This window comes from Pseudarthrobacter albicanus, assembly GCF_018224015.1.
Lineage (GTDB): Bacteria > Actinomycetota > Actinomycetes > Actinomycetales > Micrococcaceae > Arthrobacter > Arthrobacter albicanus.
In genome coordinates this window covers 1-22,919 of the sequence record NZ_JAGPOT010000106.1, presented here as the reverse complement: position 1 = coordinate 22,919, position 22,919 = coordinate 1, and the positions used below count along the sequence as shown (strand labels likewise).

Below are 22,919 nucleotides of genomic sequence, written 5' to 3'. Positions count from 1 at the left end.
GTGTTGCAACTCCCGTTTTTCGGGGGTGTTGCAACGACCGCTGGAACTCGCCAAAGACGGGCATTTCGTGTTTAAAACGCCGGACCCGATCCCAATCTCATCGGTGGATCAAGGCTAAGAACGAAGACGGTCCCGAAATGGCAGACGATGAAGGCGAACCCCCGCGCGGGTGGGTGCCCTGCTAAGGGGTGTACTGACAGAGGGGTCCCGCTCGGCCGCAGCGGCAACTGCCCGACCCTAGTGCACGACCGTACCCGCACGGCCGGGGAGGTGATCCACCCCCGGATACCGAGGAGTCGCCGACGAATTTGCATGCTTCAGTCGGCGAGGTTCAGCCTGGCGGTGAAATCGCTGTCATGTTCACTGATAGCGGCGAGGTCGTTGAAGGTGCCGATTCTCACGATTCCGTTGAAGTATCCGACGTGCCGGTAGTAGAGGACGAGGGCCTTCCCGGGGGCGTAGTACCCGATGGTCAGAGGGTCGGCGTCGTCGCCGGCGGGCAGGCCTTGGAGCGGGAGCGGTGCCGGTAGGTCTGCGATTTTTTCCTGGCCGCCGTAGTCGGTGAAGGTGAGCGTTAGGGGGAGTTGATGGATCAGCGAGCGTGCGGCTGCGCTGTCAGACAGGGTTCCCGTCACCGTTTTTCCGTCGATTTCGATGGTGATGGGGGTGCCGCTTGTTGACGGTGGGTGTGCCATGGTGTCGTCGTTTTCTGGAGTAGTCGGGGCTGGGGAGGTACGGCCTTGGAGGGTCGTACCGGTGGCGTCGGTGATGCCGCAGGCAGCCAGCACGGCCGCCAGGGCTGCGACGAGAACTACGGCAGCTAGCCGTGAGCGAAGGATGAGTTCTTTGGTGTCATGCACCGGTTTGCGCTCCGTCGCTGACGAGCGCCGCAGCGGTCGTTCGTCGGCTGCTGGCGCCGCCGCTGCTGAACGCGGCTTTGTCGGTGAAGTGCTGGGTGTTCGGAATGGCGCTTTTCGTGTCTGTGGGATGTGTCAGTCGAGGCGCATTGCGAAGGTTCCGCATGGGCAACGGAGTGCCCTTTGCGCCGAATCGACGAGCGACAGCGAGGCCCTGGCCGGCGCCGATGACCGCGAAGGTCGTCACGAGGAGGTCGTCCATTCATGCAGCGGCTCCCGGGAAGATGTCCCCGGCAGTGGGGCGTTCGGGCGGGCCAGAACGAGCAGACCGAAAAGTGACAGCAGGGCTCCGGCGATCATCAGCGCCGCCATGGGGACCGCGGTATTGGAGCCGCCCAGGCCCGCAATCGGTGCGACGGTGCCGGCGGTGGTCCATTGCACGAGTCCTAGCACCGCTGAACTGGTGCCCGGGTGCGCGGGCACTTCCGCGGACGCGAGAGCGCCGCCGTTGGTGTTGATGAGGCCCTGCGCGACCATGAGGGCGAAGAAGCTGGCCATGGCTATGAACAGAGGAGTGGCCCACCACACGGCTCCGGCGAGCATGGCCACGCCAGCGGCCAGGGCGATGATCTGTCCGGTGAGGATGACCCGGCGGGTGGGTACACGGCCTGCCAGGCGCGCCGAGATGAGGGCGGCGATGGTCATGCCGCCCGCGTTGGCGGCGAAGACGATGGAGTACGCCACCGGCGTCAAGCCGTTCATGTTTTGCAGGATGAACGAGGACGTGGCGACGTAGGCGAACAGGGCGATGAACGCCGAGGATGCCACGACGACGTAGCCGACGAATCGGCGGTTTGACAGCACGGTTCGCGCGGCGTGGCCGAATTCGCGCAGCCCGCCGGAGTGCCGTTTCTCGGGAGGCAGGGACTCCGGAACGATGAACAGGGCGCAGAGGGTCATGAGGATGCCGAGGGCTGCGAGCACCCAGAATGTCATCCGCCAGCCGGTCAGCTGCAGGATGACGGCTCCGAGCAGGGGGCTGATGATCGGGGCGACGCCGCCGCTTCCCATGACGAGGTTGAGCACCCGGACGAGCTGCGGGCCGTGGGCCAGATCGACGATGACGGCGCGGCCGATGACCATCGCCCATCCGCCGCCGAAGCCCTGCAGGAACCGGGCGATCATCAGGATCCCGACGTTCGGGGCGAGAGCGCAGGCGACTGAAGCGATGGTCATCAGAATCGTGCCCGCTGCCAGGGGCAGGCGCCGGCCGCGCTGGTCGCTGAACGGGCCGCCGACGAGCTGTCCGAGCCCCATGCCGGCGAAGAACGTCGTCAGGGTCAACTGCACCGCGGAGGCCCCCGTGCCGAATTCCTCAGACACGCGTGGGAATGCCGGGACGTACATGTCTGTCGCCAGCGGCGCGACGGCGGTGAGGAAGATGACCGTGGCGACGAGTGCGGGAGGGACGACGACTGACGACGGTGCCCGCGTTGCGGTCGGAGACGTGCTCACGGGCGCAGGAGCACTTTGATCGCGCGGCGCTCGTCCATGGCTTTGTAGCCCTCGGCCGCCTCGTCGAGCGGAAGCTCAAGGTCGAAGACCTTGCCCGGGTTGATTTCGCCGCGGAGGATGAGGTCGATCAGCTCGGGAAGGTAGTCCCGGACGGGGGCGGGGCCGCCGTGCAGGTGTACGTGCGAGAAGAACATTTCCAGGCCCGGGAGCTCGACGTCGTGGGAGACACCGACGTAGCCGACGTGCCCGCCGGCGCGGGTGGCACGGATGGCCTGCATCATCGACTCCTGGGTTCCGACGGCCTCGATGACCGAGTGTGCACCGAGGCCGTTGGTGAGTTCTTTGATTTTTGCCACGCCATCGTCGCCGCGCTCCTCGACGATGTCGGTCGCGCCGAACTCGCGGGCGAGAGCCTGCCGGGCGGCGTGGCGGGACATGGCGATGATGCGTTCGGCGCCCATCTGCTTCGCCGCGAGGATCGCAAGAAGGCCCACGGCGCCGTCACCGACGACAGCGACCGTCTTGCCCGGCCCGGCTTCGGCGGCTTTCGCCCCGAACCATCCGGTCCCCAAGACGTCGGAGGCCGCCAGGAGAGAGGGGATCTTGTCGGCGTCCGGCATCTCCGGGGTGGTGACCAGTGTGCCGTCGGCGAGGGGGACGCGCATGTACTCGGCCTGGGCGCCGCCGACACCCTCGCGGTGCACACACCCGGACTGGTAGCCGGAGCGGCAGATCTCGCACGTGTTGTCCGAGGCGAAGAACGAACCGACGACGAACTGGCCCGCCTGGACGTTCCGCACGTCGGTGCCGACTTCCTCGACGATACCCACGTACTCGTGACCCATGGCGGCCGGTTTGTTGAGGCTGTCGGCGCCGCGGTAGGGCCACAGGTCCGACCCGCACACGCAGGCCGCGACCAGCTTGATGATCGCGTCGGTCGGCTGTTGGATGGTGGGCTTGTCACGCTCCTCGACGCGGACGTCTCCGGGGGCGTGCATGATCGTTGCGCGCATACGCTGGTGCTCCAATTGGTCGAATGCCGAAGGGGTTGATTTCCATCAAACCCGCACCGGGCGCGGGTAGCGAGGGCTCTGCTGAGACGGGTTACGGCAGAACCTCCCACGGCTTCCTCGTTTCGTCGTAACGTTTTCCTATGGATAACCGAGCCGAGGTCCGAGAGTTCCTGGTCTCCCGCCGCGGACGCATCACACCCGAGCAGGCAGGAATCGAACCCATCGGCGGTCGGCGGCGCGTGGCGGGCCTTCGAAGGGAAGAAGTCGCCCGCCTCGCCGGCGTCAGCGTCGATTACTTCACCCGCATCGAACGCGGAAACCTCACTGGCGTCTCCGACAGCGTCCTCGACGCGATCGCCCGCGCCCTGGAACTGGACCGCGCCGAACACGATCACCTCTACGACCTCGCACGCACGGCCAACGCCTCGATCCGCAACCGTCCCACGACGGCCGCGCCGTCAGCCGTGCGCCCCTTGCTGCAGAACCTTCTGGACGCCATTGCTGCAGCGCCCGCGTTCATCGGGAATAACCGGATGGACATCGTCGCCGCCAACCTCCTCGGCTACGCCCTGTACTCCGAGATGTACCGTGGCACTGCCGGCCGCCCCGCGAACCACTCGCGATTCATCTTCCTCGACCCGCGTGCGCACGACTTCTACCCCGACTGGGACCGCGCGGCCAACGTCAACGTCGCGATCCTGCGACGCGACGCCGGCCGCAATCCGCACGACAAGCGCATCGCCGAACTCGTCGGTGAACTGTCCATGCGCAGCGAAGAATTCCGCACACGCTGGGCAGCGCACAACGTCCGCCGCCACTACTCCGGAACAAAATCCTTCCGCCACCCGGTCGTCGGACTCCTCGAGCTGAACTATCAGGCCATGGAACTCGAAGACGACCCCGGACACACCCTGACTGTGTATCCCGCCATCCCCGGCAGCCCCTCCGACGAAGCCCTCCGGCTCCTCGCCTCCTGGGCCGCGACCGAGAACGTCGTCGAATCCGCTCGAGCCCACGCCCGCGGTTAGCGGGAGCAGGAATGGCGGCTGCGCCTGGACAGCCAAGAAGCGGGGCCCCGACAGCTGTGCTGTCGGAGCCCCGCTTCCGTTGCGTTGCGTTTGCGAGTGGTGCCGGGGTGGGACTACTTGGCCGTGCGGATGAGCTTGCGGTTGACGAACTCCTCCATGCCGTACTTGCCGAGCTCGCGGCCGACGCCCGAGCGCTTGATGCCGCCGAAGGGCAGCTCGGCCGCCGTGCCGGGGGCTTCGTTGATGTAGACCATGCCCGTGTCGAGGCGGTCCGCGATCTCGGCGGCCTTCTCGGCGTCGGTCGACTGGATCACGGCGCCCAGGCCGTAGGCGGAGTTGTTGGCCAGTTCCACGGCCTCATCCGCGTTGGCGACGCGGTAGAGGACGGCGACGGGGCCGAACAGTTCCTCCGAGAACGCGCGCATCTCCGGGGTGACGCCGGTGAGGACGGTCGGCTGGAACCAGGCGCCGGGCTGCTCCAGCCGGGAACCGCCGGCGAGCACCGTGGCGCCCTTGGCGACGGCGTCGTCCACCTGGGCCGCGAGACCGTCACGGGCGGCCGTGGAGGACAGCGGGCCCATGAAGGTGTCCGTCTCGGTGGGGTCGCCCACCTTCACGGAGGTGACCGCGCCGACGAACTTTTCGACGAACTCGTCGTAGACGGCGTCATCGACGATGATGCGCTTGGCGGCGTTGCAGGCCTGGCCGGTGTTGCCGAAACGGCCGAAAAGCGCGTGTGTGGCGGCCTGGTCGACGTCCGCGGAGTCCAGCACCAGGAACGGGTCGGAGCCGCCGAGTTCCAGCACAACCTTCTTGAGGTTGCGGCCTGCGATCTCGGCCACGGCGGCGCCGGCGCGCTCCGAGCCGGTGAGCGAGACACCCTGGACGCGGGGATCGGCGATGACGTCCGCCACCTGCTCGTTCGTGGCGAAGATGTTCACGTACGCGCCCTCGGGGGCGCCGGCGTCGAGGAAGATCTGTTCCATGGCCAGGGCCGACTCGGGGCACTGCGGGGCGTGCTTGAGCAGGATGGTGTTGCCGTTCATGAGGTTGGGCGCGGCGAAGCGGGCCACCTGGTAGTAAGGAAAGTTCCACGGCATGATGCCCAGCAGGATGCCCAGGCCGTCCTTCCGGACGATGGCCTTGCCGCCGGCGGCGACGTCCAGCTCCTCGTCCTCGAGGAACGCCGGGCCGTTCTCGGCGTAGTAGCGGTAGATGGAGGCCACGATGTCGACCTCGATCCGGGCCTGGAAGATGGGCTTGCCCATTTCCCGGGTGACGATTGCGGCGAGCTCCTCGCGGCGCTCGGTGTAGAGCTCGGCGACGCGGCTCAGCAGCTTGACCCGGTCCTCGGGCGGCGTCCTGTTCCAGGACGTGAAGGCTGCGTCGGACGCCGCCAGCGCGGCGCGGATCCCGGCGTCGGTGGCGGTGGGAAATTCCTTCACGGTCTCTCCCGTGGCCGGATTGGTGACGGCATAAAGGCTCATGCTGTTCTCCTTCATTGGTTGCAGGTTCAGGTGTTGCTGTGTCGGGGGTTCCGGGACGCTTACGGGAGGGCGATCTGCGGGTCGGTGACCACGTGGATGATGGCCGGGATCCGCTGGTCCCGGACCGCCTTGAGAGCGCGTTCGACGGCGATCGCGGCGTCGCCGTCGTTCGTCACGGTTTCGCCGTGGCCGCCGAAGGCCCGCGCAAACGCGGCGAAGTCCGGGTTGCTCAGCTGGGTGCCGCTGACGCGGCCGGGGAAGTGGTGTTCCTGATGGTCGCGGATGGTCCCGTACTGGCCGTTGTCCATGACGATGATCAGCATTGCCGCGCCGTACTGCACAGCCGTGGCGAACTCCTGGCCGTTCATGAGGAATTCGCCGTCGCCGGCGACGGCCACGGCCAGCCGCCCGGGACTCTGCAGGGACGCGGCGACGGCGGCCGGGACGCTGTAGCCCATGGAGCCGTTGCGCATGCTCAGCTGGCTGGGGAACACGTTGGTGGGCAGGTACGTCTGGGCCCAGGCGCAGTGGTTGCCGGCGCCGAAGCTGTAGACGGCGTCCTTCGGCAGGCGCCGGACGAGTTCGGCGATCACGGCGCTCATGTGTCCGGTGCCTTCGCGTGTGGCCGGCAGGGTGGCCAGGTCCGGCAGGGCACTGAAGGCGGCCTGGGCGGTCCGGCCGGCGGCGCGCCAGGCGTCCCACTGCGCGGCCTTGCCCAGCTGGACGTCCTTGACGGCATCGGCGAAGGCGACCGGAGAGGCCAGGATGTGGGCGGTCACGGCACCTGAACGGCCGCGGAGGGTGGTGTCGATGTTGACCACGATGTTGGTGGCGTCCATCGACTGGCGGATCTTGTAGCCGTCCGTGGGGACGTCGGTGGGCAGCGCGCCGATGGCCAGCAGGACGTCCGCGTCGGCGAACATCCGGACGGTCTCCTGCGTGCGGCCGTAGCCGAGGGCACCGGCGTAGACCTCCGAGCCGAAGGGGATGCGGTCCGAGGCGCGCCAGTCCTGGATGACGGGGATGCCGTTGGTCTCGGCGAAGCGGGTCACCGCCGCAGCGGACTCGGGCGTCCAGCGCGGGCCGCCGGCGAAGATGACCGGCTTCTCCGCACGGGCCAGGGCGGTGGTGATCAGTTCCAGCTCGGCGGCGGAAACTGCTCCCTCCGCGACCGTGAGCACCGGGTGCAGGGCGCCGGTGAATTCATGCGTAATGACGTCCTCCGGCAGGCCCACGATCACCGGGCCGGGGCGGCCGGACTTGGCGGCGAAGAAGGCTTCGGCCACCACTTCCGAGGCCCGTGACGCTTCTTCGAGGACAAAGACTCGCTTGGCCTGGGTTCCGAACCAGGCGTTCGGATCGAATTCCTGGAAGGATTCGCGCTGGCGGTCCGCGACCGGGATCAGGCCGACGAACAGGACCATCGGGGTGGCGTCCTGCCAGGCGGCGTGGATGGCAACAAAGGCATTCGCGGCTCCCGGTCCGCGGGTCACCATGGCGACGCCAGGCTCGCCGGTGAACTTGCCGTGGGCCTCGGCCATGTACGCGGCGCCGCCCTCCTGGCGGCACACGATGGTCTCGATGTCTGCCCCATGGAGGCCGTCAAGGACGGCCAGGTAGCTTTCGCCCGGGACCGCGAATACACGGTCGACGCCGTGCAGGGCCAGCGAATCAACGATCGCCTGGCCGGCGTGGGTTTTCTTCTCCAACGTAATGCTCCTAAAAATGGGGTCTTCAGCCAGGAACCTGGCGGACGATCTGGCGCCGGCAGGGGTGGCCGGGCGGGTGGTGCATTCCTTCAAGTATTCGCAGCTCATTTCATGCTGTCTAATACATATAAAGTTCAAACTTCATAACAAGAGGGCATTAGATGTGCCGGGGTCGGCAGCCGGCCCCAGGGACGGTCACTTGAGCGCTTCGGCGTCGAACACCGTTTCGCCGCCGATCACGGTGGCGCCGACGTCGACGCCGCCGATGGCCTCCGGCGCGATCGCAAAGAGGTCATCGGAGAGCACCACGAAGTCCGCGAGCTTTCCGGTGCTGAGCGTGCCCTTGTTGTTCTCCTCGCTGACGGCGTAGGAGGAGCCGTGGGTGTAGGCCCGGACGGCCTCGGCGACGGTGAGGCGCTCGGCCGGGGCCAGAACCTGGCCGGAGGCGGTCCGCCGGTTGACCATGTCGTGGATGCTGTGCAGGGGGTTGCCGCTGGAGACGGGCGAGTCCGTGGAGCCGGGTAATTCGATCCCCGCATCCAGCAGAGACTTCATCCGGTAGATCAGGCTGCTGCGCTCCGGCCCGACGGCGGCCATCATGCCGTCGCCGAAATCCGAGATGAACCGCCCCTGCGGGACGGGAATGATGCCCAGCTTCGCGGCGCGTTAGATCTGGGCGTCGCTGGCGAGGGCGAAGTGTTCGATCCGGTGCCGCACGCCGCGGCGCGGAGCCGCGCGCTGGGCTTCCTCGATGCCGTCCATTGCGTGGTCGATCGCCTGGTCGCCGATTGCGTGGGTGGCGACGGTCCAGCCGGCCTTGTGGGCGCCTACGATCAGGGCCTTGAGCGACTCGGGATCGAACTGCATGAGCCCCTTGTTGTCCGGCTCGCCGTGGTAGCACTGGTGCATGGCGGCGGAGCGGCCGACGAAGGAGCCGTCGGAGACGATCTTCACCGGTCCCATTTTCAGCCGGTCCCCGCCGAACCCGGTGCGGATGCCGAGGTCCAGCCCGTGCCAGTCGTGGTCCCGGAAGCCTTCGACGGGGTGCAGGGTCGTGATGTACGGCATCAGGGTCATGCGGGGGAGCAGTGCGCCGGTTTCGGCGGCGAGCTGGTAGCTGTGGAAGTCCACGGGCGAGTTCCCCACCATTTTCCAGGCGGCGAGGCCGGGTTCCGTGAGGCTCGTCAGGCCGAATGCGACGGCCTGGTCCGAGGCCAGGCGCAGGTTCCGCTGCACTTCGTCGAGGGGCATAGGGCGGACCAGTTCGTAGATCATGCTGATCGCCTTTTCCTGCAGGAGCCCTTCGGCGGTGCCGTCAGGCAGCCGGGCGACGAAGCCGCCGTCGACGTCGGGAACACCGGCGCCGCCGGGATAGCCGGCCAGCCGGAAGGCCTCCTTGTTGGCCACCACCATGTGGCCGGAGACGTGCTCGATCAGGACCGGGCGGCCGCCCGCGGCGTGGTCCAGGCCGGCCGCCGTGGGGTGGCCGCCGATGAGGTTCTGGTCGTAGCCGGAGCCACGGACCCATTCCCCGGGGGCGAGGGAGCCGGCCCGGCGGCGGACGGCGGCATACAGGGCGTCCAGTGAGCCCGCGGCAGCAGGGCGCAGGTCCAGGGCGGCGAGCCGGGCGCCGGTGAGGGAGGCGTGATAGTGGGCGTCGTGGAAGCCGGGCAGGACCGGGGCTCCGCCGAGGTCCACCACCCGGTCCGCGCTGATGCCGTCCAGCTCCCCGTCCAGGCCGACGATCCTGCCGTGCAGGACGCCGATGCGGCGGGCTGTGGGCCGGGCGGTGTCCATGGTGCGGAACCGGCCGTTCTCAAAAATGGCGTCGATCTTCATGGGCTGGGTCCTCCAGGGGATTGGCTTGTCCGCAGTCGCAGGTCCGGTGCGTTCCAGCAATCTTCCCGAGCGCAGAGTATTCCGTCCAATGTCAATAATGGATGGACTGCATGCTTTGGCGGCATGGTGGTGGAGCTGGGTCGGGTGAAGGTGTCGTCACCCGGCGTCCGGTTACATTGCCCCGTGGGCCAGGTGGCCGCCCACTACGGTGGCGGTGACGCGGACGTTTCGGATGGTGTCCGCCGGAACCTCGTAGATGTCCTCGGACAGGGCCACGAAGTCGGCCAGCATGCCGTGCGAGAGCGAGCCCTTGTAATGGTCTTCCCGCGCTGCGTAGGCGCTGCCCACCGTGTAGGAGCGCAGCGCCTGGGCCACGGTGATGCGCTCTTCGGGAACGAAGTCGGCGCCGGAGGACGTCCGCCGGTTCACGAGGTCGTGGATGTTCAGGATGGGGTCCGCCCCCACCACGGGGGCGTCCGTGCTGGCCGGGATCTCCAGTCCCGCATCCAGCAGGGCCTTCACGCGGTAGGAGATCCGGGTCCGCTCCGGGCCCATGGCCCGGGCCACGCCGTCGCCGAGCTCGTAGATGAACCGGCCCTGCGGGACCGGGACCAGGCCCAGGGAAGCCACCCGCCGGATCTGCTCATCGCTGGCGACGCTCAGGTGTTCGATCCGGTGCCGGGTGTCCGGACGCGGGTGGAGCCGCTGTGCCTCCTCGAAAATGTCCATCACTACATCCAGTGCGGCGTCGCCGATGGCGTGCGTGGCCACCTGCCAGCCCGCCCGGTGGGCTCCGATGATCCGCCGGCGCAGGTCCTCGGTGGCGAACTGCAGCAGCCCTCGGTTGCTGTGCCCTTCGGCCGCATCCACATCGTAGTCGCAGCACATGAAGGCGCTGCGGCCGATCAGCGAGCCGTCGGACAGGATTTTGGCCGCACCGAGGCGGAGCCACTCGTCGCCGAAGCCGGTGCGCATCCCCAGGTCGAGGCCCAGCCGGGGAACCGCGTCTTCAGCGTTGTCGCCCGGATCGGCGTCGAGACTGTGGAGCGTCGTGAGGTACGGCATGACGGTGGCGCGCACGCCCAGCAGCCCTGCGTCACGCGCTGCCTGATAGCCGGCGAGGTCGGACAGGGTGTGGCCGATGTGGGCCGGTGCCCCCAGCCCGGGCTCGGTGATGCTGGTGACGCCGAGCTTCAGCAGGGCGGCGCTGCCCGCGCCCACCATGGCGGCTATGTCCGCCACCGTGGGGGCGGGTATGGCGTCCATGACTACGGCACGCGCGGTCTCCTGGAGCAGCCCGACGGCCCTGCCGTCCGGGGCAACCGGAACGGCTCCGCCGTCGGGCGCTGTGACGTTGAGCCGGCCCGGGTAGCCGGCGCGTTCGAATGCGGCTGTATTGGCCACTCCCATGTGCCGGGAATTGTGCATGAGCCACACCGGATGGCCGTGGCTTACCGCGTCCAGCTGCTCGGCGGTGGGGTGGAGGTTTCCGAGGTAGTTCTGGTCGTAGCCGGCGCCCTGGACCCATGCGCCGTCCGGAGCGGCGGCGCACGCCGCGTCCAGTGCGGCGAGCAAAGCGTCCATGGTGGCGCCGACGGCGGGGCGGAGATCGGCCTGGACCAGGGCCTGGCCCACGTAACTCAGGTGGCAGTGGGCATCGTTGAAGCCGGGTACGACGGCGGCGCCGGCCAGCTTGTGCACGTCGCGGAAGTACGTGGCCGGCAGCTCGTCATCGAGACTGATGATGCGTCCGTTGTGGACGCCCACACTGCGGGCCCGCGGGCGGCGGGCATCCTGGGTATAGAACGTTCCGTTGGTGTACAACGCGTCGAAAAGCATGCACGTCTCCCGAGTCTATGAATTCATTAGTGGCCTGCCCTCCAGTATCGGGAGCTGGTTTCATGCTGTCTAATGCATTCAAGGTGGGAGCTCAATGCCGACCCGGCATGGAGAATGTCAGGTTGTGGAGTCCGCATCAGTTATCAGGGCGCCCTGCCGGTCAAGGAATCCGCGCAGCCGGACGGCCATGGCCCGGATGGCGTCCTCGGCGAAGTGTCCGGGGATCCACGCCGTGTGCAGCGGCAGCCTCAGGGCATGGCCGGGCTGCCCGGTGGTGCCGGCCAGGATGCGGATGGGGTGCGTGCCGTAGGCGGGCAGGTCGGTGGTGACGCCGATCCCGTGCCCGGCCGCCGCGAGTGCCATGATGGTCTGGCCGTCGTCGCATTCGGAGACGCGGCGGAAGCTCAGCTGGGCCTGGTTGAGGGCGTCATCGAGGATGTAGCGGCTGACGCTCTGGTGCGATGGCAGAATGGCATGCTGGCGGGACAGTGCCGAGAGCGGCAACTCGGAAACGCCGGCCACAGCCCATTCATGATCCGCCGCCACGTAGGCGGTCAGCGGGATGCTGCCCAGGGGCATGGTCTGCAGGCCCTGCTCCGGGGCGGCGGGGGAGACCGCGAAGTCGCTGCCGTGAAGGAGCGCCTCGGTGATCGCGAAGTGGCTGGTTTCCCGCGTGATGATCAGGGGATCCTCGGGGCCGGTGGTGGCGATGAAGGGTGCCAGGAAGCCGCGGACGGACGCGGCGGTGGCGGCGGCCACGAGCGTGGCCACCCGTCCGGTGCGCAGTGCATCGGCCGCGTCCTCCAGGCTCTGCGTTTCCAGCATGAGCCGGCGGGCCGCGGGGACGAAGGCGCGGCCCGCGGGCGTCAGGGCCAGCTTGTTGCCCTGCGCCTCGAACAGGTTCAGCTTCAGCTCGCGTTCCAGGGTCTTGATCTGCCGGCTCAGGGCAGGCTGCGCAATGTGGATTCTCTCTGCTGCAGCGGTGACGGTTCCGGCGTCCACGACGGCCAGGAAGTACTGCAGGCGGCGAAGGTTCATGCGCTCATCATGTCTCTTTGGCATGCTTCCTCGCAAGAAGAAGCATTGGCAGGTATGCGCTGGGGGTGCTGCGGGGTCCTCGTGTGCCGCTCAACCCTCGCGCCGGTAGCGGACCAGCCCGCCGGTGACGGTCAGCCGGACCTGGGTTTCTCTGATCTCGGCCGGACTGGCCGTGAAGATGTCCGTGTCCAGCACCGTGAAGTCCGCCAGCATTCCGGCGCGCAGCCGGCCCTTGGAGTCCTCTTCGCCGGAGGCGTACGCAGGCGCGACGCAGTAGGCATTGAGCGCCTCCAGCAGGGAGATCCGCTCCCGGGGTTCCCAGCCGCCGTCGGGCTCGCCGGCCCCGTTGGTCCGTGTCATGGCCGCGTGGAGCCCGTGGAACGGGTTGGGAACCTCAACGGGGGAGTCCGAGCCGAAGGCGACGGTGGCGCCGGCGTCCAGCAGGCTGCGCCACGCATACGACGCGAGGCCGCGGCCCTCCACCATGCCCAGGATGGGCAGGTCGCTGGGGCAGTGCTGCGGTTGCATGGACGCGACGACGCCGAGTCCGGCCAGGCGTGGAACATCCGCCCGCTGCATGAACTGGGCATGCTCGATCCGGTGCCGGAGGCCGTGCTCCCGGGTGGTGCCGCGGATTTCCGCCAGGGCGTCGAGCACCAGATGGTTGGCGCGGTCCCCGATCGCGTGGACGGCGACGGCGATCCCCGCCGTGGCGGCTTTCCTCGCCAGCGACAGCAGCTCGGGGTACGCGGTCACTTCCATGCCATGGTTGCCTCCGCCTGGAAACGGCTCGCTCATGTGGCACGTGTGGGAACCCGCCGCGCCGTCGGCGAAGATCTTCACGGCGCCATGGCGGATCCAGGCGTCGCCCTGGCCGGTCCGGATGCCCGCCCGGATGGCGGCGTTGAGGTCGTCCTGGGCGAGCAGTTTGTGCAGGCGCAGATCCAGCCTGCCCTGGTCCAGAAGCCGCGAGTAGGCGTCCAGTGCGTCCGGGCCGTCGATGTCATGGACCGTGGTCAGGCCCATGGACAGCAGGTACTGCTGGGTCTCTTCCAGCTGCTCCAGGAGGTTTCCGGACGCCCCGGAGGCGGCCAGCTTCCGCACCGGGTAGACCGCGCTCTCGCGCAGGATCCCGGTGGCGTCCCCGTGCTCGTCCCGGACAATCTCACCGCCCGCCGGATCCGGTGTGGCCGCTGTGATGCCTAGTTCCCGGAGGGCATGGGAGTTGGCCCACACCGTGTGGCCGTCCGCGCTGGTCAGGGCCACAGGATTGCGGGGGCAGACGGCGTCGAGCCCCGTCCGGTCCGGCTGGACCGGAATGCGCCACTTGTTGAAGTCCCACCAGCCGCCGAAGATCCAGTCCCCCTCCCGGTACCGCGGTTCCAGGGCCGCCAGTCCGGCCAGAGCCTCCTCCAGGCTGCCTGCCGGGCGCAGGTCCACCTCGTGTCGGGACCGCGCCAGGCTCGCCGTATGGATGTGGGCATCAGTCAGGCCGGGAATAGCCACGGCGCCCTCCAGATCAACGGACTCTGTCCCGGCTGGGGCATGCGCCCGGAGTTCGTCATAGGAGCCCGTTGCGGTGATCAGCCCGTCGTCGACCAGCAGCGCATCAACGCGCGGCTGCCGCGGATCGAGGGTGTGGAAGGCGGCGTTGGCGTAGATGGTGGGGGGCATGGACTCAGGGTAAGGGCACGGCCGGGAGATTGCGCGCCAGGGGGCCGACATAAAGGGTACATATGTTTCCGGCGAGTTAAAGAAACCGGGCCCGCTGCCGCGGCCCGCTGTGGAATTTCCCGTAACGACGCCGAAAAGCCGAGATTGATGCCGAACAGGCATGGACTAGCAACAAAAGGAGTCTTAGACGCGCTAGAGCGTGGGTCACATACTCGATCCACAGGTACCGGCGTGAGGCATCCCACACCGGACCCCACTCGCATCAGGCCCATCAAGCGAAGGATCTACACGTGAAACAACACCCACAGGCCCCGGCCAGGACCACCGGGCGGCGCAGGCTCGCCACCCTGGCGACGGCCGCCGTCGTGGTGTCCGTAGCCGCAACCGGCTGCACCACCGGAGGAGCCTCGTCAGGAGCAACGGCCGGGGGCCAGGTCTCAACCGACACCATCCGCACCGTGGTCAACGCGGACCCCACGACGTTCGCGCCGGTTGAGGTCCGCAATGCGGACGACTACACGTTCAACCGGCTGCTCTTCTCCACACTGGTCCGCCGCGACGAGAACAACAAGATCGTGTCCGATCTCGCCAGCAAGTGGGACATCACCCCCACGCAGGGCACGTTCACCATCCGCAGCGGCGCCACCTGCTCCGACGGCACTCCGATCACCGCCGGCGTCGTGGCGGAATCCCTCAAGGTGTTTGCCTCCCCGGACAGCAAGTCCAGCTTCCGCCCGCTGGTGCTGGGCGATGGCCCGGCGACGATTACCGCAGACGACTCGGCCAGCACGGTCACCATCAAGCTGGCGCAGCCTTGGACCGACCTCCTCCAGGGCCTGAGCCTGCATGCTACAAGCATCGTCTGCCCTGCCGGCCTCAAGGACCCGAAGGGCCTGACTACCGGCGACGTCGCCGGCGCATTCTCCGGCCCCTACACACTGACCAAGAAGCAGCACGGCGTGGGCTACACCTTTACGCTCCGCAGTGACTACAAGACGTGGCCCGCCTACGAGAACATCGAGGGCACGCCGGCCAAGACAATCGAGGCCAGCGTTAACTCCAACGCGAGCGCCATTGCCAACGAGCTCCTGACGGGTACCAAGGACATCGCCAACATCCGCGGCAAGGACACTACCCGGTTCGACGGCAACAAGGACTTCTCCACCGCTGTCATCCCGCAGGGAAGCCTCTACATGATGTTCAACGAGCGCGAGGGCCACCCCTTCACCGATCCCGCGCTGCGCAAGGCAGTCGCCCAGGCACTGAACGTAACGGCGTTCAACCAGGCCGCCACCGGCGGCCTCGGTGAACTCTACTCATCCTTCGCCCACCCGGGCGTGCCGTGTTCCAACAAGGACACGTCACTGCTGATCAAGTCAGACCCCGCAGCAGCCCAGAAGGTTCTGGCCGGTGTCAAGATCCGCATGGTCGGTGCCCAGGTCTTCGGCCCGAACGGCGCAGCCAACACCTACGTCGCGGAAGCACTTCGCGCGGCAGGGGCGGAGATTGAACTCCGCAACGTGGACGTCGCCACCTGGAGCACGGAACTCACCCAAAAGATCGACGGCTGGGACATCACCGTGATGGGCGGCATCAACGCCGGCGGCACCATGAACGGCGCGCTTTCGACAGTAGTGGGCATCCCGGTGGAAAAGGGCGGTCTGAACTGGGGTGGCGCTGTGAACCAGCCCGTCGTTGACCTGGAATCCAAGGCCATGACCCAGACTGATACCACTGAGCGCTGCTCCACCTACCAGGACGCGCAGAAGATCATGATCAGCGATGCGCACGTGATCCCGCTGTCTTCCCTTCCCTCGCAGGTCACTGTTCGCTCCGGATTCGCCATGCACACCATGAATGGCCAGCCGGACGAGAGCACCATGCGGATCACGAAATAACCATCCGGCCATGACCTCTTCAATTGCTGTTGAGGCTTCCCGTACCCCCGGCGTTGCTGCCGGGGGTGCGGGGGGCCGGTTCATCCGCCACCCGTGGGTCGGGTTCTCCCTGCGCAGGCTCGGCGGGCTGCTGCTGTCGTTCGTGGTGCTGACGGTTGTGACGTTCCTTATCGTGCCGCTGATCCCGGGCGATCCCGCCGTGATCGCCGCGGGTGATGGGGCCAGCCCGGCGCAGATCGCCAACGTCCGCGCGGAGCTCGGGCTTGACCTGCCGATGCTCACGCAGTTTCTCAACTATGTGTCGGGCATCCTGCGCCTGGACATGGGGACCTCGTTCGTGTCCGGCGAGCGTGTCTCGACCCTGATCTTCACACGTTTCCCGTTCACCGCGGAGATCGCTTTGCTGGCCATCGTGCTGGTGCTCCTGATTTCCGTGCCGCTGGGCATGGCCGTGGCCATCCTGACCCGCGGCGGCCGCAACAAGTGGCTGGACCACGGCTTCAACTTCCTGACCAGCCTGATCTACTCGATCCCGCAGTATGTGGTGGGTACCCTGCTGGTGGTGGTGTTCGCCGTGACCCTGCGCTGGCTGCCCGCGGCCGGCGCGGCGACCCTGAACTCGCTCGTACTGCCCACGGCGGCCCTGATGCTGGGCCCGGTGTGCGTGATCTCCCGGATCGTCCGCCGCGAAACCGCCGTCGTCCTGGACAAGGACTACGTCCGCACGGCCCGCGGCTGGCGGCTGAGCGCCCTGCGCACCAATGCCCGCTACGTCCTGCCCAACCTGGTCACCACCACCCTGACGCTTTCGGGGCTCATCCTGGCCGCGCAGCTTGGCGGCGCCGTGGTCATCGAAACAGTCTTCGCGTGGCCGGGCCTGGGGCAGGGCATCGTGAACGCGATCCTGCAGCGCGATTACCCGGTGATCCGGGGAATCATCCTGGTGCTGGGTCTGCTGGCGACCCTCATCATCATCCTGGTGGACCTGATCCTGGCCATCATCGACCCCCGCAACCTGGGAGCTACCTCCAATGATGTCTAGGCTACGAAGCCGGGAGTTCTGGACTCCGGCCATGATCACCGGGGCGGCGCTGCTGGCCGCCCTCATCCTCATCGCCGTCATTGCCCCGCTGACCATGACGCAGGCGGCCGAGCAGCTGACGCCCAACGCCGCCCTTGGACCCAGCGCGGAGCATTGGCTGGGCACCGATGACTTCGGCCGGGACCTGCTGGCCCGCGCCCTGGTGGCGACGCGGCTGACGCTGCTCATGACCGCCGGCGCCGCCGCGGTTTCGGTGGTCTCCGGCGTCGTGATCGGCCTGGCGATCTGGTTGTCCGGTCGGCGGGTCCGTGAGGTGGCGTTGCGGATCCTGGAAACGGCCGTCGCCTACCCGTCCCTGATCTTTGCCCTGGTCATCGCGGCCGTCCTGGAACCCGGGGTGTCCTCGGCGGTCATCGCGATCGGCATCGCCGGCATCCCGGGCTTCGCCCGGATCACCGCCAACCTGGCCTCCTCCGTGTCCAGCAGCGAGTACGTGGTCACCGCGCGCCTGCTGGGCGTCAGCCCGGTGCGGATCGCGGCCCGGCACATGCTGCCGAACATGGCCGAGCCGCTGCTGATCCTCTCCGCCACCGTCTTCGCCCTGTCCCTCGTGGAGATCTCGGCGCTGTCCTTCATCGGCCTGGGCGTCCAGTCGCCGCAGTACGACTTCGGCCGGCTCCTGAACGACAGCCTCGGCGCGCTCTACACGCAGCCGGTCGAGGCCGTGGGCCCCTCGGTCATGATCGCCCTGACCGGCCTGTCCGTCATGCTGATCGGTGACGCGCTGGCCGCCCACGCCGACCCGCGGGCCAAGCGCAGCTTCTTCCGCCGTGTGCTGCAGCGCAACCGCACCATCACCGTCCCGGCCGGGGACACCGCCCTGGTCCGGGCCGAGAACCTGCGGATCAGCATCCCGGGCGGCCCGCAGCTCGTGAAGGGCATCACCCTGGCCATCAACCCGGGCGAAGTCGTGGCCCTGGTGGGCGAATCCGGGTCCGGGAAATCCCTGACCGCCATGGCGATTGCCGGGCTCCCGTCCGAGGACCTCGCGGTGGAAGCGGACCTGCTCCGCGTGGGGGAGATGAACATGCTTGCCGCCCCGGACCAGTCACGGCTGGCCAGGGACATCAGCATCGTCTACCAGGACCCCGGCACCACGTTCAACCCGTCCCTGCGGATGGGCTCCCAGCTGACCGAGGTCCTCCGCACCCACCTGGGCCTGGGCGGGACCAAAGCCCGCAAGGCCATCATCGACGCCCTTACCAGCGTGAACATCACCGAACCGGCCCACCGCCTCCGGCAGCACCCGCACGAACTCTCCGGCGGCATGCGGCAGCGGGCCATGATCGCCGCGTCCATCGTCACCTCGCCCAAACTGATCGTCGCCGATGAGCCGACGACGGCCCTGGACGTCACCGTACAGGCCGAGGTCCTGCGCCAGTTCCGCCGCATCCACCGGGAACAGGGAACGGCCATGCTGTTCATCTCCCACGACCTCGCCGTGGTGGAGGCGCTGTGCGACACCATCCTCGTCATGAAGTCCGGCGAGATCGTCGAACGGCTGACCTCCGCCCAGCTCGCGGCCCGCGACGTCCATCATCCCTACACCAAGGCGCTGCTGGCCGCGATTCCCACCCTGGAACTCGGCCCCGTCCCGGCTACCGCAGGAGTTGCAACCCCATGAACGCCAACGCACAGACACCCCCGGCAGCCCTGGACCCCCAGCCGGGGGGCCCGGGGCGCCGGGCAGCGCACACCGCCGCCCCTGCCGCCGGTCCTGCGGATCCTGCTGCCGCCCCTGCCGCTGGTCCCGCTGCCCTGCAGGCTGCGTCGGTCAGCAACCTCAACGTCCGCTTCGGCGCCGCCCACGTCCTCAAGGACGTCACCATGGCCGTGCCCGCCGGCACCGTGGTGGGGCTCGTGGGGGAGTCCGGGTCCGGGAAGTCGACCCTCGGCAAGACACTCGTGGGCATCAACAAGCCCTCCAGCGGCGAGGTGCTCATCGCCGGGGAGGACTTCACCAAAATGCGCGGCAGGCGCCGCCAGCAGATGCGCCGCGAAGTCCAGTACATCCCGCAGGACCCGTATTCCTCGCTCAGTCCGCGGCGCACGACCGGGCAGACCCTGGCCGAGGCCCTGGACCCGCACGGTGCCAACCCGGTGGAACACCGTAAGGCCATCGCCGCGGCGCTGGAACGGGTCAAACTGGATCCTTCCGCGGCGGAGAAGTACCCGCACCAGTTCTCCGGCGGCCAGCGCCAGCGGATCGCGATTGCCCGGGCCCTGATGCTCGAGCCGAAGCTCGTGATCGCGGACGAGATCACCTCGGCCCTGGACGTCTCGGTCCAGGCCGACATCATCCGGCTCCTCCAGGGCATGCGCAGCACGGTGGACAGCGCCATGCTGTTCATCTCGCACAACCTCGCCGTCGTCCAGCAGGTCTGCGACGAAGTGGTGGTCATGTTCCAGGGCCGCATCGTCGAACAAGGACCGATCGAATCCGTCTACCGGGACCCGCAACACGACTACACGAAGAAGCTTCTCTCCTCCGTCCCTGGCTCGCCCGGCTTCAGCCTGGACTAAGTACTTCCGGAGCGGCGGCGGTCCCTCCTGGGAGGCCGCCGCCGGACACCCGCGGGTGCCCGTCACATGGACGCACCCAGGAGGCAATATGTTTCCGGGACGTAAAACGTCGCGGCCCGGGGGCGGAGGGACGGGTACCGGTTCCTTGGCAGGACATGGCATGCGGGCTCTTCATGCCTGGACAGCATACTGATCCACCATTTTGGGTCTTAGACTGCATACGAAGCGAGTCACATACTCGAATGAAACCGTCCACCGCTGAGTGGACCGGTTCATTCGAAGGGAACCCCACGTGTCCGCCACGACAATTCTTGAAGACGCCCGCGAGCTGCACGGCGACCTCGTCCAGCTTCGCCATGAGCTCCACCGGCACCCCGAGCTCGGCCTCCAGCTGCCGCGCACCCAGGAGACGGTCCTCGAAGCCCTGGCCGACCTCCCGCTCGAAATCACCCCGGGCAAGGGACTGACGTCCGTCGGGGCCGTCCTGCGCGGCACCGGCGGGACGGATTCTGCCGCCGGCACTCCAGCGGGCCCGCGTCCCACGGTCTTGTTGCGTGCCGACATGGACGCGCTCCCGCTCCAGGAGGAGACCGGCCTGGACTTTGCCTCCGAGGAAGCCAACCGAATGCACGCCTGCGGCCATGACCTGCACACTTCGATGCTGGTGGGTGCCGCCCGGCTGCTCGCGGAACGGCGCCACCAGCTCGCAGGCGACGTCGTCTTCATGTTCCAGCCGGCCGAGGAACTCCTGGCCGGGGCGCCCATGATGATCGAGGAAGGCATCCTGGACCTCTCCGGACGCCGCGCCGACGCTGCCTACGGGCTCCACGTCTTCAGCGCCGGCGGCAACACGGGCCGGTTCGAAACGAAGCCCGGCGTCATGATGTCCGCCGCGGACGCCCTCTTCGTCAAGGTGATCGGCCGCGGCGGCCACGGCTCGGCGCCGCACCAGGCCCAGGACCCCGTGCCCGTCATGGCGGAAATGATCCTCGCCCTCCAGCACATGGTCACCCGGCAGTTCAACGCCCACGACCCCGTGGTGGTCTCGGTCGGAATGGTCAAGGCCGGCGAGGCCATCAACGTCATTCCCGACACCGCCGAATTCGGCGCGAGCCTCCGGATGTATTCCGACGAGGCCAGAACCAAAATGCAGTCGGCCATTCCGCGCCTGCTGGAAGGCATCGCCTCTGCCCACGGGCTGGAAGTCGACATCAATTATCACGTGGGGGGACGCGTCACGGTGACGGACGGGGCCCAGACCGCATTTGCCGCCGACCAGATCACCGAACTTTTCGGAGCCGAACGCCACCACCGGCTGGCCGCACCGCTGGGTGGGTCCGAGGACTTTGCCGACGTCCTCGCCCGCGTGCCGGGGAGCTTCATCTGCCTGGACGCCACGCCGCTTGCCGGCGGCCCGGACGCGGCGTTCAACCACTCCCCGCGCGCGGCGTTCGATGACAGCGTCGTGGTTGACGGTACCGCCCTGTACACCCAGTTGGCCGTGGGCCAACTGGCCCAGCTCGCCGGCGTCTGACCCTCCCTGCCACCCCAATCCTTCCCCCACTACCAAGGACTTTTGATGATGGACCCAACAACTGACGGCACGGCGCACCTTGCCGTGCAGGAAAAGATCCCGGCCGCCCGGGCATCGCTCAAGGCGACCAAGTCCCAGCGGCAGACTCTCGTCGCCACCGGCATGGGCAATGCTCTCGAATGGTATGACTGGGGCATCTACTCCGCCTTCGCCATCTACTTCGCCACAGAGGTCTTCAACCCCAAAGACCCCCTGGCCGCGCTTTTGGGGGCGATGGCTGTCTTCGCCGTAGGCTTCGTTGCCCGCCCAGTTGGCGGCCTCCTCTTTGGCTGGATGGCGGACCATCTTGGCCGCCGCGCGTCGATGATCTCCACTGTGGTCCTCGCATCGTTCGGATCCCTGATGATCGCGCTGGTTCCTACCTACAACTCCACAGGCGCCGGGGCCGCCGTAGTGCTTCTCACTGCCCGGCTCCTACAAGGGCTGGCCCACGGCGGTGAAATGCCCTCCGCCCAGACCTACATTGCAGAGTCCGCCCCGGCATCCCGCCGCGGTCTCTGGTCCTCGTTGATCTACGTCTCCGGCACTTCCGGCATTGTGATCGGGCTGCTGTTCGGGGTCCTGCTGAACACAGTCCTCAGTAAGCCCGACATGCAGTCGTGGGGCTGGCGTATCCCTTTCGTTGTCGGCGCGCTCCTGGGCCTGTACACCCTGATTGCCCGTTCGCGGATGAAGGAAACCGAGGCGTTCACCGCCGCGAAGGCGACCGTTCGCCAGCCGATGTGGCCGGAGATCCGCAGGAACTGGCGCTCCGCCCTCCGAGTGATCGGCCTCGGCGTCGGGGGTACCGTCTGCTACTACGTCTGGTCTGTCAGCGCGGTTCAGCAGGCTGTCATCATTCACAACATGGACCAGGGAACCGCCCTTCTGGCCAGCGTTCTAAGCAACGTCGTACTGATCATTTCCCTGCCGTTCTGGGGCAAGTTCTCTGACCGTTTCGGCCGTCGACCCAGCCTTTTGATAGGCACCGGCGTGCCCATCATCCTTTTCCCGCTGCTGGTAAACACTGTGGGTCAGAGCTTCTGGTCCCTCTTTCTGCCGGCCACCATCATCCTGGTTTTCATGGGTGCGACGCTGTCAATTTCACCGGCGGTGTTCGCAGAGCTCTTCCCCACACGGATCCGCACAGTGGGCGTCGCTGTGCCTTACGCAGTCGCTGTGGCCGTTTTCGGCGGGACGGCACCGTATCTCCAGAACTGGGCGAATGCGTCGTTCGGTCCGGGAGCGTTCACTATCTATGTGGTGGTTCTGCTGGCAATATCCACGCTGGTCGCGTGGAAGCTTCCGGAAACCCGGGCGAAGGACCTCACCGCATAGACCGGCGGCGAGGGCGTCTTTCAGCAAGGGGCTGATCAGTACACGATGTCTCGTAATGTCTGTTGAACTGCAACCAGAGGGTGGACATCGTGTACACCCCGGCTCTGGACCGGGCCGGTTCGGTGATGTTTCCGGCGCCGCCGATTCGTCCTGCGATAGAGGAACATGTCTGGCAGCGACTCCTAGGAAACTGCTGAACAAATTGGTGGGTTTAAGGCGCGCCTGCTGGACTTGCGGGGCTGGTCGTTAAGACTGGTTGAATGCAAGGAATTGAGGACGCCCAGCGCGGGTTTTTGGATGTGGAGGCACTGGCCGGGGAGCTGCTGGCCCCGGGGAGTGCCTTCGCGTTTTTGGCTGAACACCGGAACCGGTTGTTCCCTGACTCGATGATGGAGGACCTTTTCACGTCGGGCCGGGGCCGGCCCTCTATCCCGGCGTCGGTGATCGGTTCGGTGCTGGTTCTTCAGGCGTTGGAGGGACTCTCGG

At 67.5% G+C, this 22,919-nt stretch carries 16 protein-coding genes and 2 pseudogenes; 8 read left to right on the top strand and 10 right to left on the bottom strand.

What is annotated here, in order from left to right; all coding sequences use genetic code 11:
• Positions 1 to 317: 317 nt before the first annotated feature.
• From J9611_RS18800 to J9611_RS18785, 4 genes are read right to left on the bottom strand one after another with little or no spacing between them, the layout of a single operon-like run.
• Positions 318 to 860, bottom strand: coding sequence for a cyclophilin-like fold protein (locus J9611_RS18800; protein ID WP_211882467.1), 543 nt, complete (start codon positions 858 to 860; stop codon positions 318 to 320).
• Positions 853 to 1,119 (bottom strand): hypothetical protein, encoded by a 267-nt coding sequence (locus tag J9611_RS18795; RefSeq protein ID WP_211882465.1) that lies wholly within the window; start codon positions 1,117 to 1,119, stop codon positions 853 to 855. Before J9611_RS18795 ends, J9611_RS18800 begins: the two co-directional genes overlap by 8 nt.
• A complete protein-coding gene (locus J9611_RS18790; RefSeq protein ID WP_211882462.1) occupies positions 1,101 to 2,372 on the bottom strand; it encodes a multidrug effflux MFS transporter in 1,272 nt (423 codons plus the stop codon). Before J9611_RS18790 ends, J9611_RS18795 begins: the two co-directional genes overlap by 19 nt.
• Positions 2,369 to 3,385: a zinc-dependent alcohol dehydrogenase family protein gene (locus J9611_RS18785; protein ID WP_211882460.1), complete on the bottom strand. Its 1,017-nt coding sequence runs from the start codon at positions 3,383 to 3,385 to the stop codon at positions 2,369 to 2,371. Before J9611_RS18785 ends, J9611_RS18790 begins: the two co-directional genes overlap by 4 nt.
• A gap of 140 nt (positions 3,386 to 3,525) precedes the next feature.
• On the opposite strand from J9611_RS18785, the gene J9611_RS18780 reads away from it, so the two are divergent.
• Positions 3,526 to 4,413, top strand: coding sequence for a helix-turn-helix transcriptional regulator (locus J9611_RS18780; protein WP_211882458.1), 888 nt, complete (start codon positions 3,526 to 3,528; stop codon positions 4,411 to 4,413).
• A 113-nt stretch (positions 4,414 to 4,526) separates the two neighbouring features.
• Here J9611_RS18780 and J9611_RS18775 read toward each other — a convergent pair whose 3' ends face one another.
• The 6 genes and pseudogenes from J9611_RS18775 to J9611_RS18750 form a co-directional block, all read right to left on the bottom strand.
• Positions 4,527 to 5,900 (bottom strand): NAD-dependent succinate-semialdehyde dehydrogenase, encoded by a 1,374-nt coding sequence (locus J9611_RS18775; protein WP_211882456.1) that lies wholly within the window; start codon positions 5,898 to 5,900, stop codon positions 4,527 to 4,529.
• Between the two features lie 59 nt (positions 5,901 to 5,959).
• Positions 5,960 to 7,609 carry a thiamine pyrophosphate-dependent enzyme gene (locus tag J9611_RS18770; RefSeq protein WP_246528046.1) on the bottom strand — a complete coding sequence of 550 codons (1,650 nt, stop codon included), beginning with the start codon at positions 7,607 to 7,609 and terminating at the stop codon, positions 5,960 to 5,962.
• A 195-nt stretch (positions 7,610 to 7,804) separates the two neighbouring features.
• A pseudogene (locus tag J9611_RS18765) lies at positions 7,805 to 9,406 on the bottom strand (amidohydrolase).
• A 213-nt stretch (positions 9,407 to 9,619) separates the two neighbouring features.
• Positions 9,620 to 11,287, bottom strand: a complete 1,668-nt coding sequence (locus J9611_RS18760; RefSeq protein WP_211882451.1) for an amidohydrolase — start codon at positions 11,285 to 11,287, stop codon at positions 9,620 to 9,622.
• A 117-nt stretch (positions 11,288 to 11,404) separates the two neighbouring features.
• Positions 11,405 to 12,325, bottom strand: a complete 921-nt coding sequence (locus tag J9611_RS18755) for a LysR family transcriptional regulator (protein ID WP_211882449.1) — start codon at positions 12,323 to 12,325, stop codon at positions 11,405 to 11,407.
• Between the two features lie 90 nt (positions 12,326 to 12,415).
• Complete coding sequence (locus J9611_RS18750) at positions 12,416 to 13,999, bottom strand: amidohydrolase (RefSeq protein WP_211882446.1); 1,584 nt, start codon at positions 13,997 to 13,999, stop codon at positions 12,416 to 12,418.
• Between the two features lie 290 nt (positions 14,000 to 14,289).
• On the opposite strand from J9611_RS18750, the gene J9611_RS18745 reads away from it, so the two are divergent.
• The 7 genes and pseudogenes from J9611_RS18745 to J9611_RS18715 all read left to right on the top strand — a co-directional run.
• Positions 14,290 to 15,897, top strand: coding sequence for an ABC transporter substrate-binding protein (locus tag J9611_RS18745; RefSeq protein ID WP_211882443.1), 1,608 nt, complete (start codon positions 14,290 to 14,292; stop codon positions 15,895 to 15,897).
• Positions 15,898 to 15,907: 10 nt separating this feature from the next.
• Entirely contained in the window at positions 15,908 to 16,939 is a 1,032-nt protein-coding gene (locus tag J9611_RS18740; RefSeq protein WP_211882440.1) for an ABC transporter permease, read from the top strand.
• A 31-nt stretch (positions 16,940 to 16,970) separates the two neighbouring features.
• Entirely contained in the window at positions 16,971 to 18,623 is a 1,653-nt protein-coding gene (locus J9611_RS18735) for a dipeptide/oligopeptide/nickel ABC transporter permease/ATP-binding protein (protein ID WP_246528045.1), read from the top strand.
• Positions 18,620 to 19,522 carry an ABC transporter ATP-binding protein gene (locus J9611_RS18730; RefSeq protein WP_246528044.1) on the top strand — a complete coding sequence of 301 codons (903 nt, stop codon included), beginning with the start codon at positions 18,620 to 18,622 and terminating at the stop codon, positions 19,520 to 19,522. Before J9611_RS18735 ends, J9611_RS18730 begins: the two co-directional genes overlap by 4 nt.
• A 292-nt stretch (positions 19,523 to 19,814) precedes the next feature.
• Positions 19,815 to 21,056, top strand: a complete 1,242-nt coding sequence (locus J9611_RS18725) for a M20 metallopeptidase family protein (RefSeq protein WP_211882436.1) — start codon at positions 19,815 to 19,817, stop codon at positions 21,054 to 21,056.
• A gap of 45 nt (positions 21,057 to 21,101) precedes the next feature.
• Positions 21,102 to 22,433, top strand: coding sequence for an MFS transporter (locus tag J9611_RS18720; protein WP_246528043.1), 1,332 nt, complete (start codon positions 21,102 to 21,104; stop codon positions 22,431 to 22,433).
• Positions 22,434 to 22,693: 260 nt separating this feature from the next.
• Positions 22,694 to 22,919 (top strand): annotated as a pseudogene (locus J9611_RS18715) (IS5/IS1182 family transposase); the annotation flags it as partial.